The sequence below is a fragment of the Rhodococcus sp. NPDC057014 genome, from assembly GCF_042673295.1.
GTDB lineage: Bacteria > Actinomycetota > Actinomycetes > Mycobacteriales > Mycobacteriaceae > Rhodococcus_F.
This window is the reverse complement of record NZ_JBHUSF010000029.1, coordinates 1-14,136: the sequence shown is the minus strand read 5'-3', so window position 1 is coordinate 14,136 and position 14,136 is coordinate 1. Positions and strand designations below refer to the sequence as shown.

Here is a 14,136-nt window from a genome sequence, read left to right as displayed (position 1 = left end):
GAACTCGCTACGGCGATGTATCCCAGCCTCCGCCAGGCGATCGAGGTCATCGACAGCACGGTCAGCGGCGTCGGGCAATTCGACCCGGCGACGTCGCATCGGACCTTTCGCCTGCACGCGACCGATCTCGGCGAGGTGAATCTGCTACCGCCCGTGCTCGCGCGCATCGCGGAGGCCGCACCGGGCGTCGATCTGCACATCACGCCGCTCAACTTCTCCGTCGTCGAAACCGAACTCCGGCAGGGCCAGACCGATGCCGTCATCTGCACCCCACGGATCGCTGCCGACGACGTCGAACGCGACGTGCTCTTCGAGGACCACTACTGCGGGATCTGCAGCGACGCGCATCCACGAATCGGCCCCACACCCACGCTCGAGGAATTTCTGCGCGAACGCCACATCGCCGTCGACGTCTCCGCCGGCCACACCGACGTCGACCGGTCACTGTCGCTGCTCGGCCACTCCCGGGACGTGGCACTGCGCATCAGCCACTTCGCCGCCCTTCCCCCGCTGCTCGAGACGACCCCCTACCTGTCGATCATCCCGGCCTCCGTCTCGGAGCAGTTCTGTCGCATGGCCGGCGTGACGACCTTCGAACTCCCCTTCCCGGTGCCGGCCGTGGAAATCTCGCTGTACACCTACAAACGCGTGCTCCCGGACCCCGGAACGGAATGGTTCCGCAGCATCATGAAAACGGCCCTGACCCGGGCAGGCGACGACCCCGGTCGCTGACTCCTCGTCGAGAACACCGCTCGTGTCGTGCTCCACGGTGTGTCCAGAAATGGAACACGACTGCCCCTTGCCGAGCTGTCATGATCGTCACAACGCGCTTGCGCCACAGCCGCAATCTCGGCGCCGGCAGCACCGTCTGATCATTCTCGACGACACTCCCAGGGGACTTCTCATGGATCTGCACTACGACTCTCTGTTCATCGGCGGCGACTGGGTTCGACCCACGACGAGTGAGCGGATCACGGTCGTCTCGGCCAGCACCGAACAGCCGATCGGCTCCGTGCCCGAGGCGCAGGAGGCCGACGTCGACGCGGCAGTGGCGGCCGCCCGCCGCGCATTCGACGATCCGGCCGGGTGGGCGCAGTGGGCCCCGGCCGACCGCGCCGCCGCCATGGAACGCCTCGCCGACATCCTCGAACGCGGCGCGGAAGACGTCGTCCAGCGCGTCAGTGCGCAGAACGGCATGCCCGTGGCTGTTGCCCGCCAGCTCGAGGGCGCGTTCCCGGTGATCCTGCTGCGCTACTACGCCGGCCTCGCCCGGGACACGGCCACCGAGGAGACCCGCCCCGGCCTGTTCGGCGGCAACACCCTGGTGCGCCGCGAACCCCTCGGTGTGGTGGGCGCGATCGTGCCGTGGAACTTCCCGCAGACCCTGGCGGCGTTCAAATACGCCCCCGCGCTGGCGGCGGGCTGCACGCTGGTGATCAAGCCGTCCCCGGAAACGGTGCTCGACAGTTACACGTTCGCGGAGGCCGTCGCCGAGTCCGGCATCCCGGCGGGTGTGGTCAACATCGTCCCCGGCGGCCGCGAGGTCGGTGCCCACCTGGTGGCCCACCCGGACGTCGACAAGATCAGCTTCACCGGCTCCACCGCCGCCGGCCGGTCCATCGGCGAGGTGTGCGGCAGGCTGCTGCGCCCGGTGACGTTGGAACTGGGCGGCAAGTCCGCTGCGATCATCCTCGACGACGCCAGTCTGGACCTGCAGAATGTCGCGGAGAAGCTGTTCACCGCAACGCTTCTTAACAACGGGCAGACGTGCTTCCTCGGCACCCGCGTACTCGCACCGCGGGCGCGTTACACCGAAATCGTGGACCTGTTCACCGATTTCGCCGGCGCACTGAAGGTGGGCGACGCACTCGACGACACCACCCAGATCGGCCCGATGGCCACGGCGGCGCAACGGGAGCGGGTGGAACGGTACATCGCCAAGGGTCGCGGCGACGGTGCGCGCGTCACGATCGGTGGCGGGCGGCCCGCCGACCGTGACCGTGGGTGGTTCGTCGAACCGACCGTCTTCGCCGACGTCGACAACAATCACACCATCGCACAGGAGGAGATCTTCGGACCGGTGCTGTCGCTGATCCCCTACGCCGACGAGGACGACGCGGTCCGTCTCGCCAACGACTCGGACTACGGACTCGGCGGCACCGTGTGGACGAACGACCCCGAACGCGGCCTCGCGGTGGCGAAGCGGGTGCAGACCGGCACCATCGGCGTCAACACCTACCTGCCCGAACCGACCGCACCGTTCGGTGGCGTCAAGGCCAGCGGTATCGGGCGGGAACTCGGGCCCGAGGCACTCGCCAATTACCAGGAACTAAAGTCCGTCTACCTGGGCTGATACGCGATCCGGGTCGGTGGTCCGTATCGGCAGGCCCGGGTCCTCCAGGCCCGCCCGGACGTAGACTCGACAAACGGGCGTCAGCTGTGGAAGGGAATGTCGGGACATGACCGAACTCGACAATTCGTCGCGACCGCTCATCGCGCAGTCCTGGCAGCGCGTGGCGATGAGCGGGCTGTACCCGGGAGCGTCCGTCGACGACGCGGCGATCGAGGAAGTCGACCGCCGCAGCCGGCTCATGGTCGCCGCGGCGCCGGTGCTCGACGAGATGGCGGGTGAACTGGACGGGGCCGGTTTCGCCGTCATCCTCGCCGACCGCAACGCACGACTGGTCGACCTCCGCTACGGCGAGCGGCATCTGCAACCGAAACTGGAGAGGGTCGGCACCGTGGAAGGCCGCCGATTCCTCGAGGAGACGACTGGCACGAACTCCATCGCCACGGCGTTCGAGTTGCGCCGGGGCCTGGCGGTCCGCGGCGAGGAACACTACATCGAGGCGCTGAAGAAATTCAGCTGCTACGGCCAACCGGTGGTCAACCCGGTGACCCGGAGGATCGAGGGTGTCCTCGACATCACCTGCCTGAGCGAGGACGACAGCCCCCTGTTGGCGCCGTTCGTGATTCGGTCGGCACGGCAGATCGGGGAGCGGCTCCTCGAGGAGTCGCGTCAGGCGGAGCAACGGATCTTCCGCAGCTTTCAGGACGCGACGGCCCGTGCCCGTACCCGCGCGGTGATCGCCATCGGCGACGACATCCTGCTCGCGAACACCGCGGCGGTGCAGATCCTCGAACCGGCGGATCATGCGCTGCTGCGCGCACTGGCGGTCGAGGCGCCGCTGGATCGTGAGTCGACCCGCGACATCCGCCTGTCGACGGGACAGTGCCTGTCGGCCTCGGTGCTCCGGATCCCGGGAAGCGGCGCCGCCCTGTTCAGCTTCCACGAGGAGCTCACCAGGCGATCGATGGTGCTGCCGCCCGGCCCCGCCGCGGCGACCGGGTCCGTCCTCGTCACCGGCGAGGCGGGGACCGGCCGCACGACGGCGGCCCGCGCCGCGGCCGGCGAGCCGAGCACCTGGTTCGATGCCGCCGAGGTCGTCGAGATGGGTGAGCGGACGTGGGCGGAACAGGTACGGCGCAAGCTCGCCGAACCGGGCTGTGTCGTGATCGAAGCGGTGGATCTTCTCCCGGCGGCCCTGGCCCGTCGCACAGCCGACGTCCTCCGCACGGCACGCGCCCGGGCCATCCTGACCAGTGCACCGGTCGAGAATCTGCGACCGGAGCACGCGACGCTGGTCGCGCATTGCACCGAGCGAATCGAACTCGCGGCGCTGCGGCACCGTCGCCCCGACATCCCGGCGTTGGTGAACAGGATGCTCGACGACCTCGGCGCGGCCTCCCAGGTGCGGTTCACCCCGGCCGCACTCGAAGCGCTCGCCGGTCAGCAATGGCCCGGAAACCTCCGCGAACTGCACACCGCGGTGAAGACTGCCAGCGACACCCGCAGCGCGGGCGACATCACGGTCGGCGACCTCCCCGAGCAGTGGCGCGGCCGGATGACCCGTCAGCTGACCGCGCTGGAGCAGGCCGAGCGCGACACCATCGTCAAGGCGCTCAAGGACTCCGGCGGAAACAAGAAGGCCGCCGCGCAGCAGCTGGAGATCAGCCGCACCACCCTCTATCGCGCCATCCGAACCTTCGGAATCGCCGTCACGCCAACGGGTCCGCGCCTGCCGGCGCCCGATGACGCGCCCTCCGAACTACCCGGTAATCGTCAGCGTTGACGAAGGCGGCCGACGATCCCTCGATCGTCCGGGCGTGGAGACCGATCGGGAACCAATGAAGGCGTGTCAGAGGTTGCCGCGTTTGTCCTGCTCGCGCTCGATGGATTCGAACAGGGCCTTGAAGTTGCCCTTGCCGAAGCCGAGGGAGCCGTGGCGTTCGATGATCTCGAAGAACACCGTCGGCCGGTCGCCGAGTGGGCGGGTGAAGATCTGCAGCAGATAGCCGTCCTCGTCGCGGTCGACGAGGATGCCCCGCTTCTGCAGTTCCTCGACGGGAACGCGGACCTGGCCGATGCGGGCGCGCAACTCGGGGTCCTCGTAGTAGGCGTCGGGGGTGGAGAGGAACTCGACCCCTTCCTTGCGTAGTTCGTCGACGGTGCGGAGGATGTCGCCCGTGGCCAGGGCCAGATGCTGGGCGCCTGGCCCCTGGTAGAAGTCGAGGTATTCGTCGATCTGCGAGCGCTTCTTGGCGATCGCCGGCTCGTTGAGCGGGAACTTCACGCGGTGGTTGCCGTTGGCGACGACCTTCGACATCAGTGCGGAGTAGTCGGTGGCGATGTCGTCGCCGATGAATTCGGCCATGTTCACAAAGCCCATGACCCGGTTGTAGAAGCCGACCCATTCGTCCATCTTGCCGAGTTCGACGTTCCCGACGATGTGGTCGAGGGCCTGGAACAGTCGCTTGGGTGCGCCTTCGCGTTTGACGTAGGTGCTCTGCGCCGCGGTGTAGCCGGGCAGATACGCCCCTTCGTAGCGGCGGCCGTCGATCACGCGCTGAACGAGGGTGTGCCGGGTCTGCCCGTACGTGGCGATCGCGGCGATGCGGACCTTCCCGTGCTCGTCGGCCACGTCGTGGGGCTCGTCGAGAACGGTGGCGCCTGCCCGCTTGGCCTGGGCGATGCACTTGTCGACGTCGGGTACTTCCAGGGCGATGTCGACGACGCCGTCGCCATGGGTGGCATGGTGGGTGACGAGGGGGCTGTCGGGGGCGACGGCGCCCTTGACGACGAAGCGGATCGAGCCGGATTTGAGGACGAATGCCTTGTGGTCGCGGTTGCCGTTCTCCGGTCCGGAGTAGCCGACGAGCTCCATGCCCCACACGGATTGGTAGTAATGCGCGGTCTGCGTGGCGTTTCCGACGACGAAAACGATGGCGTCCCAGCCGCTGACCGGGAACGGGTCGGTGCTCGCGTCGTAGTCGACCAGGCCGACGAGCTGCTGGAGCTGCTCGAGATCGAGCTCGGCCTCGGTCTCCTGGGCGGTGAGCGTGTTGTGGGGCATGGATGTTCTCCGATTCTGTACGGGGTGAAAAACTCTTGGCGGCAGTGTCTTTGCGTGTGCCGGTGTCAGGTGGGGGTGTGGTCGATCAGGGGCCGCCCGGTCTCGGCGGACTCGGTGTCGGTGTGCCCGCGGCTGCGGCGAATCTTCCGGTAGACGAGAGCAGCGAGCAGCAGGCCCGCGAGCCAGAGTGGGAGGGCGATGGCGCCGGCGCGGAAATCCGGTAGCTGGGTCATCAGGGCGACCACACCGGCGAGGTAGGCCAGCACCAGGTAGTTGGCGTAGGGGAACAGCGGCGACCGGAAGGCGCCGGCACCGGCGGTCCGCCGGAATCGCAGGTGGCTGATCGCGATGGTGCTCCACGTGATGATCTCGGCGGAGAGGATGATCGCCACCAGGATCATCAGCAACTGACCCGGGAAGAGGTAGTTGAGCAGCACCACGATCCCGGTGATCGCGGAGTTGATCACGATGCCGGTGACCGGCACTCCGCGCTGATTGGTCCGGGCGAGCAGCGCCGGTGCCTGCTTCTTCGCGGCCATGCCGTGCAGAACCCGGGCATTGCTGTAGACCATGGTGTTGAAGACCGACAGGGCCGCCACGAGCACCACGATGTTGAGCAGGGTTGCAGCGCCACCGACGCCGAGCCCGTCGAGCATCAATACGAACGGGCTGCCGTCCACCCCGACCCGGGCCCAGGGCCAGATCATCAGCATGACCCCGATCGCGCCGACGTAGAACACCAAGATGCGGACGATGACGCCGTTGACTGCTTTGGGGATGCTGCGGGCAGGATCCTTGGCCTCACCGGCGGTGGTGCCGAGCGACTCGATGCCACCGAAGGTGAACGTGACCGCTACCAGGGACAGCAGAATCCCGGTCACCCCGTGCGGGGCGAATCCGCCACTGTCCCACAGGTTGCTCAACGCCGCGGAGTCGTAGTGCCCCGCCCCGAAGACGATGGCGACACCGAAGACGATCATGGCGACCACGGCGGCGACCTTGATCAGGGTGAACCAGAATTCGAACTCCCCGAATACGCTGACGTGGATGAGGTTGACGCCGGTGATCAGGACGAGGGCGACGGCGGCGGTCATCCAGTGCGGCAGGCCCGGGAACCAGAAATTCATGAACGTGCCCACCGCAGTCAGCTCGAGCATGCTGACGACGATGCACGTCATCCACCAGTTCCAGCCCGCGACAAACCCGACGATCGGGCCGCAGTGCTCGCGGGCGTATTCGCTGAAGGAGCCGGAGACCGGGCGGGCGACGGCCATTTCTCCGAGCATCCGCATGATCAGGAAGATCACCGCCCCGGCGACCACGTAGGCCAGTAGGACGGCGGGTCCGGCGGTGTGGATGGTGGACCCGGAGACGAGAAACAACCCGGTGCCGATCGCCGACCCGAGGCCGATCATCCGGATGTGACGGTTCTGGAGTCCGCGCTGCATCTGCGCGGGGGCGGCCGTTGTCGGTTCGTCCATGGTGTGCTCGCTCTTATCGCTGGTAGATGGTGTCGACGCAGGTGCGGTAGGCGTTCTCGGTGGGCGTGATGCCGAGTTCCTTCGCCTGCGTGAGGTTGGCCCGGGTCTTGGCGGGGACGATGCGTTCGACCTTGGCCATCAGGTCGGCGGTGTTCGCGTCGGCTCCGTGCAGGTATTCCTCGGCGCCGCACATCACGCCGGCGGTGTTGTGCCACCACTCGGTCTGGAAGAGGATGCCGCGTTCCGCCAACAGGTCGGCCAGCCGGATCTCCTCGTCCTGCGTGGTGGCCTTGAGCTGGTTGTTCGCCGGTCCGAAGACGTAGCGGAACTGGATTCGCCGGATGGTGTCCTCGTCGAGGATTCCGCCGATCGCGCAGGGGCAGAACACATCCGCTTCGATGTCCATGATCGCCCCGACGGGCACCGACTCGACCGCCCGACCGGGGTGGGTGGCGAGGAAGTCCGCGGCGCGGGCGGTGTCGATGTCGGAGACGACGACGCGGGCGCCGCCGTCGAGCAGGTATTCGGCCATCGACCAGCCGACCGCACCGAGGCCCATGACGGCCACGGTCTTGCCGGACAGCGAGTCGGTGCCTTCCGCGAACCGGACGGCCTCCTTCAGGGCCAGGTAGGTGCCGTATGCCGTGGGCTTGCCGGTCTCGCCCAGCGGTGACGCGGGGCCGCTGGTGAACGACTTCGAGAAGTGCGCGTTGATGACGTCGGACATCGCGGTGGGGAAGTTCATGTCCGGGCCGGTCATGGTGCGGCAGTGGTCGAGCGCGAACGACAGGAAGCCCAGCGCTTCGAGGTCGTCGAGGTTCAGCGGGTCCATCTGCACGGTGGTCTTGCAGCCCCCGAAGTCCAGATCTGCGGCGATGTTCTTGAAGCTCATCGCACGGCCGAGGTTCAGGCCGTCGATGATCACGTCCAACTCGCGCTCTTCGAGCGGATGGCGACGGATCCCGCCGGCCAGGGTGGCGTGGCGCTTGTTCATCAGGCCCTGCCGTCTGCTGTGCTGGTGGCACATGAACCGGATGTCGCGGCCCTGGTGGTAGTAGACCTCGATGCCGAAGTGCTTGCCGCCGCGCAGCAGCTCGAGGATCTCGTTCAGGTAGTCGGCGAGGCCGTGCTCGGCGTAGAGGGCGAGGACCTGCTCGTGACCCAGGTACACCGCGTCCGACGTCAGCAGACTCTCCACATGGAAGCTGCGGTTGTACTGTGCGAAGTCCAGATCGGCATCCCACTCCTTCGCCGCATACAGGCGGTGCCGATCCGTCCTCCAGTCGTATTGCAACTTCAACGACGTCAGGCCGGCGGCCTTCAGCGGGGCGAAAATGCTCTGATCCACGATGTGTCTCCTCGTCTTCCACGTCTACCCGGCTACTCCCGATGTGACCCGGGTCGCAGTTCCAGTGACTTCCATCGTGGAGCTCTGACCAGTGCGTTGTCTCTAGCCACGCATCTCGAGTACCTTCGACATATGTCTAAGGTCGACGGAAACGGACCGAGCCGCCTCAGCGAGATGCAGGCGCTCGTCGACGACCTGGCCGACGCTCTGCACCGCTCGGTTGCCGTCGACAATCCCCGCTTCGAGCTGCTGTGCGCGAGCGCCCAGACCGGGCCGATCGACCAGATCCGGGTCACCGCGATCATCGACCGCGCGCCCCCGAAACCTCCGTTGCCGTGGATGCTCAGTCTCGGGGTCGCCACCTCCACCGAGCCGGTGCGGCTCCCCCGGAACGAGGACTACGGCATGCTCCCGCGGGTCTGCTTCCCCATCCGACGGGAAGGGGCGCTGCTCGGCTACCTGTGGTTGTTCGACGAACCCCCCGTCACCGAACGCGAGATGTCCGACGCCGGCAGCACCGTCTCCGCGCTGGCGCCGCTCCTCGCGTCCGACGACACCGAAATCCGCCAGCGTGCAGACGAACTCGCCCGCCTTCTCACGGCCGCGACCACACGGCAGACCGCATCCGCCGCGGTCCGAGAAGCGTTGGAGAGCGGTCGCCTACCGCCGCGTGGGGACCTGCGCGTGCACGTTGCCGAAGTCCGCCGGCGCCGCCGAGGGAAACCGGCGGACCAGGACAACCAAGACCTGGAACTCGAGCTGGCCCGCCGCCGGCTCGCCCGACCCTTCCTGGCCCGGTATGCCGAAGACCGACTGGTCACCGTCTCCATGAACACGACCGCAGGGGAGATTCGGGAGGTCGAATCGACCCTGACCCGCGCCGTGCACGCCGCCGGATACGAGGTGGTCGGGGCCGGCACCGCCGCCGCCGACACCGCCGACGATCTCGAAGAGTGCAGTCACCGAGCGCAGTTCGCCGCGGAACTCTCCAACCCGCACACCGGCTCGACGCGCTTCCGGCAGTGGGAGGACCTCGGATCCTGGCGCCTGCTCTACGGCAGACCGCTACGACAGGACACGGTGCGAAACCTCAGCGCCGACGCCGATCGCCTCCTTCGTAACGGCAGTATCGAGCACTGGAAGACAGTCGTCGCCTACCTCGACGCCGGGCGGCGCGTCGACGCCACCTGCGAGGCCCTCTCGATCCACCGCGCCACCTTGTACTACCGGCTCAACCGAATACGCGAACTACTCGGCGATCAAGCCCTCGACGACGGTTGGCGCGCCACGGCCCTGCACGTCGCACTCAAACTGCACCAGCACCTCGCCGACCGACAGGCGTGACGATCAGGTGGTCTCGTAGTTCTCCACCGCGCGCTCGAGGTGCCTGCGCATCTCGCCCTGCGCACGATCGAGGTCGGCGGATCGTAACTCGTCCAGGAGTTTTCGATGCTCTGTCGCGAGGTCGCGGGGATTCGGGTACGACTTCTGGATCTGCGCCAGGCACAACTGCATTTCGTCTTGCAGTGTCGAATAGATTCGGCTGAGTCGATTGCTGCCGACGGCGTCGATGATGGCGACGTGGAATGCCGAGTGGACTTCGACTCGGTCCGCCCAACTGGCGTCGGCCGGCATCTGTTCCATCTTCTCGAGCTGCCGCTCCGCCTCGCCGAGGGGGATGCCGTTCTCGACGATGACCCGGACGCTTTCGAGCTCGAGTGGAATCCGCACGAAATACAGATCGCGGACGTCCTCGTGATCGAGAACCGGAACGATCAGCGACCGACCCTGGGACTGCTGGGCGAGGTGACGGCTCGTCAGCACCTGCAGCGCCGACCGCACCGTGGGGCGCGCGACGTCGAACATGGCGGCAAGGCCCGTCTCGGTGAGCGGGGTCCCGGGCGCGAGGGCACCCCCGAGGATCTGGGCACGGATCTCCGCCACCAGCGCGTCGCGGGTGGTCTGGGTTTGCAGCACTGGGCTCATTAGCGTTCTCCTCCGGCCGCAGTATATCTGCTATACCGTCTTCCACCCTCACGCGCTCTGTTGTACTGTATAACAGTATTACCGCCTTGGTTGCCGGGCTGGGACACTACGAAAACCCGCTAGGAGAACCACCATGAATCTGGCCGACTACGACGCCTTGAGCTTCGATTGCTACGGCACCCTGATCGACTGGGAGGCAGGTATCGCCGCTGTCCTCTCGCCCTGGGCGAAGGAGGCCGGGTTGGCGTCGACCGACGAGGAACTGCTCCTCGCGTACGCGGACAACGAGGCCCGGGCCGAACGCGAGACCCCCGACGCGCTCTACCCGGCGATCCTCGCCGACGCCTTCCGCCGCACGGGGAAGACGCTCGGCAAGGACGTCAGCGACGAATGGGCCGCCAGGCTCGGCGCATCGGTCCCCGACTGGCCGGCGTTCCCCGACTCCGCCGAAGCACTTGCCTCCCTGGCGCAGGACTACAAGCTGATCATCCTGTCCAACGTCCACCGTGCGGGCTTCGCCGGCAGCAACGCACGCCTGGGAGTCGAGTTCGACAAGATCATCACCGCCGAGGACGTCAAGGCCTACAAGCCTGCGCCGAACCACTTCGAGGCTCTCGACGGCGCACTGGAGGAACTCGGGGTTCCCCGCGAGCGTCTTCTGCACGTGGCGCAGAGCCTCTTTCACGACCACGTGCCCGCCAAGCGCCACGGCCTGCCCTCGGTGTGGATCAACCGCCGCCACGACCGCCCGGGCTGGGGCGCGACTCCCGAACCCTCCGACGACTACACCTACGCCCTCGAATTCCCCACCATGGCGGAATTCGCCGCCGCCGCACGCGCCGCGAAGGAGGCGGGGCGGACCGAATGACGCGCCGCGGGGCCCATCCCGCCACGTCACTCCGAGTCGATGACGCCGTTTCGTCGCGGGGCGTGCTCGCGTAGGTTCGCGTTCACGCGGACGAGTACCGGCAAGGCTTGCTCCAGCGCCCCGACGGTTTCCGCCAGTGACTTCGTCGCGACGCGAGCAATTCTCCGCGGGAATGGGAAGCGGAAAGTCGGACGGTGAGTTCCCCCGCACGGTAGCGCATTTCCAGGGCAAGACCCCTCGAGGCCGCGCCCGAGAAGGTGGTCGTCATCTCCACCGGCCAGGCCGACGCGGAACGCCCGCACCCCCTCACACGCTCTGGTAGCCGCCGGTGTCGGAGGATGGCTGGTCAAGTCACATGATGCGGACATTCGTCTGCGCTGGTTCGACGATGCGCGGTGAGCGGGCGAGGGCGTCCTTGACCGTGGCGACTGCGAGGGCGAGTCGGGCTTCGTCGATGCCGGTGTCGATGCCGCGGTCGTGGAAGTGGGAGACCAGTTGTTCGGTGGCGACGTTGCCATGGGCGCCGGGGGCGAACGGGCAGCCTCCGTAACCGCCTATGGCGCTGTCGAAGTGGGCGATGTCGAGTTCGGTGGCTGCGGCCAGCGCGGTGGCGAGGGCTTGCCCGTCGGCGTTGTGCAGGTGCAGGCCGATCTCGACGTCGGGGAGGTCGTCACGCACGGCTCCCACGGAGCGCAGGACGTGCTCGGTGGTGGCGGTGCCGAGGGTGTCGGCCAGTGCGAGGCGGTCGATTCCCATCGCGGCGAACGTTTCGGCGACCCGAACGAGTCGTTCCGGTGCGATGATGCCGTCGAAAGGGCAGACGAACGCGGTGGAGACGGCGCCGATGAAGCGCTGGCCGGGGTGGGCGCGGACGGCTTCGGCGAGGTCGTCGAGCGCCTGGTCCGAGGATTTGCCGGCGTTGACCCGGCTGTGTCCCGTACTCGCGGAAGCGGCGATTTCGATCACGTCGACACCGGTGGCGATGGCGCGCAGCACGCCCTTGGCGTTGAGGGCGAGGGCGCTGACCTCCACGGTGGGGTGCCGGCGGGGAAGCCGTGGGATCAGCGTCTCCGCGTCGGCCATCTGGGGGACGCGGGCGGCGGAGACGAACGAGGCTGCTTCGATCTTGCGAACGCCTGCGGCGATGAGGGCGTCGGCGATGCCGACCTTGTCGTCGGTGCTGACGATGGCGTTCTCGTCCTGCAGGCCGTCGCGCAGCACGACGTCGGTGATGATGACGGGCATGGGCAACCTTTCGGTGCGTGACGGCGCCGTGGGCAGAGTGCAGGGCACCGTCCAGCGATGGGTGGTCTTAGATGATGTTCCGCTCGCGGTAGTGGGCGAGTTGCCGGTCGTCGAGGCCGAGTAGCCCGGTCAGAACCTCGTCGGTGTGTTCGCCGAGTTCGGGGCCTACCCACCGCACCGGTGTCGCGACGCCGTCGAATTGGGGGACGACGCCGGGCATTCGTACCTCTTCTAGGTCGTCTTCGATGCGGATCTTGTGGCTTTGCAGCATGCTGCGGCTGCGAAAGTGCTCGTTGTCGACGATGTCGGCGGCGGAAAGGATTTCCCCGACGGGAACTCCGGCGGCATCGAGTGCGGTCACTACCTCGGCCGCGTCGTGCTGCGTGGTCCACGAGGTGATCGCTTCGTCGAGTTCGGCTTCGCGCTGGTAGCGGACGTCGCCGTCGGCGAGGGTGGGGTCGTTGGCGAGATCCGGCCGGCCTACCGCTTCCATGAGGCGACCGAACACGCGGCTGGAGTTGCCGGCGATCATGACCGAGCCGTTGCGGCAGGGGTAGACGCCGCTGGGGACGACGCCGGGCAGGTTGCCGGCGGTGCGTTCGCGGTTGATGCCGTACGCGTCGTAGTCGGGGACCAGTGATTCGACGGCCATGAACACCGATTCGTAGAGGGCGACGTCGGCGACGGCGGGCCGTGAGTGGCCGCCGTCGCGTTTTCTTGCCAGGAGCATGACCAGGGCGGCGACGGCGCCGTGCAGTCCGGCGAGGATGTCGCCGATCGGGGCGGCAGCGCGCACGGATTCGCGGTCGGGGTATCCGGTGATGTGGCGCAGGCCGCCGAAGGCTTCGGCGACGCCTCCGAACCCGGTCTTGTCCTTGTACGGCCCGTTCTGGCCGTAGCCGGAGATCCGGACGAGGACGATGTCGGGGTTGACCTCGGCGAGGCGGTCGGGTCCGAGGTTCCAGCGTTCGAGGGTGCCCGGGCGGAAATTCTCGATGATCACGTCGGACTGGCGGACCAGGTCGAGAATGGCATCGGCTCCTTCGGGGGTACGGAGGTCGAGGGTGACCGAGCGCTTGTTGCGGGCGATGGTCCGGAACATCATCGACGTCGTTCCCCGCCACCGGCGCCACCCGCGCAGTTCGTCACCGATGTCGGGGCGTTCGATCTTGATGACGTCGGCGCCGTAGTCCGCGAAGAGCCTGCTCGCGAACGGAGCGGCGACGAAATTGCCCAGTTCGAGCACTCGGATCCCGTCGAGGGGACCGATGTCCGTCTTCTCCATGGTGATGACCTCCTAATCGGCACCGATCGGGTGCCGGCACGGTGACTGCATCACGGCGGAGCCGAGGATGCAGAAGTCGATGCATTGCTGGGCGTCTCCGATCGGGAGAGCCGAATGCTCTGGCAAGAAAACTCGAGGAAACGAAGACCTTCGTTTCAGTGAATCACGATGAACCCTACGGAAGGTGTGCCCGCCAACACAACCGGAGCAAGACCAATATCTCGAATATTGGGATGGTATTTACCCATTTCAAATGGGGTAAATCTTACATTTTGAGACATGCAATGAGGCTGCGGGCACTCGGTTCGATGCGGGCTGAGCGATCTGGTGCACTGATCGCCACCGTGGAAGGTATGGCTGACCACAATGCTCAGTTGGGGGCCGGAGTTCGCTTGGTGGGGAATGTCTTTCAGCGCGAGGTCACGAAGCGGCGCGACGGGTGTGACCACCTGTTCTCGGCCGCCCAAGCAGGCTGGAACGCGTCCCCGCCGCCGCGAACTCCTCCGCGC

Annotated in this window: 12 protein-coding genes; 6 read left to right on the top strand and 6 right to left on the bottom strand. The window is 67.1% G+C overall.

Going from position 1 to position 14,136, the window contains the following annotated elements; all coding sequences use genetic code 11:
• Positions 1–15 precede the first annotated feature (15 nt).
• From ACFTZB_RS09005 to ACFTZB_RS08995, 3 genes are all read left to right on the top strand, one after another.
• A complete protein-coding gene (locus ACFTZB_RS09005; protein ID WP_378431202.1) occupies positions 16–732 on the top strand; it encodes a LysR substrate-binding domain-containing protein in 717 nt (238 codons plus the stop codon).
• Positions 733–904: 172 nt separating this feature from the next.
• A complete protein-coding gene (locus tag ACFTZB_RS09000) occupies positions 905–2,353 on the top strand; it encodes an aldehyde dehydrogenase (protein WP_378431166.1) in 1,449 nt (482 codons plus the stop codon).
• A 106-nt stretch (positions 2,354–2,459) separates the two neighbouring features.
• Positions 2,460–4,133 (top strand): sigma-54-dependent Fis family transcriptional regulator, encoded by a 1,674-nt coding sequence (locus tag ACFTZB_RS08995; RefSeq protein ID WP_378431165.1) that lies wholly within the window; start codon positions 2,460–2,462, stop codon positions 4,131–4,133.
• Between the two features lie 66 nt (positions 4,134–4,199).
• On the opposite strand, the gene hppD is transcribed toward ACFTZB_RS08995, so the two are convergent.
• The 3 genes from hppD to ACFTZB_RS08980 form a co-directional block, all read right to left on the bottom strand.
• On the bottom strand, positions 4,200–5,414 hold the full coding sequence (gene hppD / locus ACFTZB_RS08990) for a 4-hydroxyphenylpyruvate dioxygenase (protein WP_378431164.1): 1,215 nt from the start codon (positions 5,412–5,414) through the stop codon (positions 4,200–4,202).
• Positions 5,415–5,479: 65 nt separating this feature from the next.
• Positions 5,480–6,895 carry an amino acid permease gene (locus ACFTZB_RS08985; RefSeq protein ID WP_378431163.1) on the bottom strand — a complete coding sequence of 472 codons (1,416 nt, stop codon included), beginning with the start codon at positions 6,893–6,895 and terminating at the stop codon, positions 5,480–5,482.
• A 13-nt stretch (positions 6,896–6,908) separates the two neighbouring features.
• Entirely contained in the window at positions 6,909–8,243 is a 1,335-nt protein-coding gene (locus ACFTZB_RS08980; protein ID WP_225858122.1) for a Glu/Leu/Phe/Val dehydrogenase dimerization domain-containing protein, read from the bottom strand.
• A 132-nt stretch (positions 8,244–8,375) separates the two neighbouring features.
• On the opposite strand from ACFTZB_RS08980, the gene ACFTZB_RS08975 reads away from it, so the two are divergent.
• Positions 8,376–9,587, top strand: a complete 1,212-nt coding sequence (locus ACFTZB_RS08975) for a PucR family transcriptional regulator (protein ID WP_378431162.1) — start codon at positions 8,376–8,378, stop codon at positions 9,585–9,587.
• 3 nt (positions 9,588–9,590) lie between these two features.
• On the opposite strand, the gene ACFTZB_RS08970 is transcribed toward ACFTZB_RS08975, so the two are convergent.
• Positions 9,591–10,229 (bottom strand): GntR family transcriptional regulator, encoded by a 639-nt coding sequence (locus tag ACFTZB_RS08970; protein WP_124392389.1) that lies wholly within the window; start codon positions 10,227–10,229, stop codon positions 9,591–9,593.
• A gap of 133 nt (positions 10,230–10,362) precedes the next feature.
• Between ACFTZB_RS08970 and ACFTZB_RS08965 the strand changes: the two genes are divergently transcribed.
• Positions 10,363–11,097 (top strand): haloacid dehalogenase type II, encoded by a 735-nt coding sequence (locus ACFTZB_RS08965; protein WP_378431161.1) that lies wholly within the window; start codon positions 10,363–10,365, stop codon positions 11,095–11,097.
• A gap of 351 nt (positions 11,098–11,448) precedes the next feature.
• On the opposite strand, the gene ACFTZB_RS08960 is transcribed toward ACFTZB_RS08965, so the two are convergent.
• Both ACFTZB_RS08960 and ACFTZB_RS08955 read right to left on the bottom strand, forming a co-directional pair.
• Positions 11,449–12,342: a hydroxymethylglutaryl-CoA lyase gene (locus ACFTZB_RS08960; RefSeq protein ID WP_378431160.1), complete on the bottom strand. Its 894-nt coding sequence runs from the start codon at positions 12,340–12,342 to the stop codon at positions 11,449–11,451.
• A 67-nt stretch (positions 12,343–12,409) separates the two neighbouring features.
• On the bottom strand, positions 12,410–13,627 hold the full coding sequence (locus tag ACFTZB_RS08955) for a CaiB/BaiF CoA transferase family protein (protein ID WP_378431159.1): 1,218 nt from the start codon (positions 13,625–13,627) through the stop codon (positions 12,410–12,412).
• Between the two features lie 158 nt (positions 13,628–13,785).
• Between ACFTZB_RS08955 and ACFTZB_RS08950 the strand changes: the two genes are divergently transcribed.
• The coding region (locus tag ACFTZB_RS08950; RefSeq protein WP_378431158.1) for a hypothetical protein at positions 13,786–14,136 on the top strand (351 nt) is incomplete at its 3' end.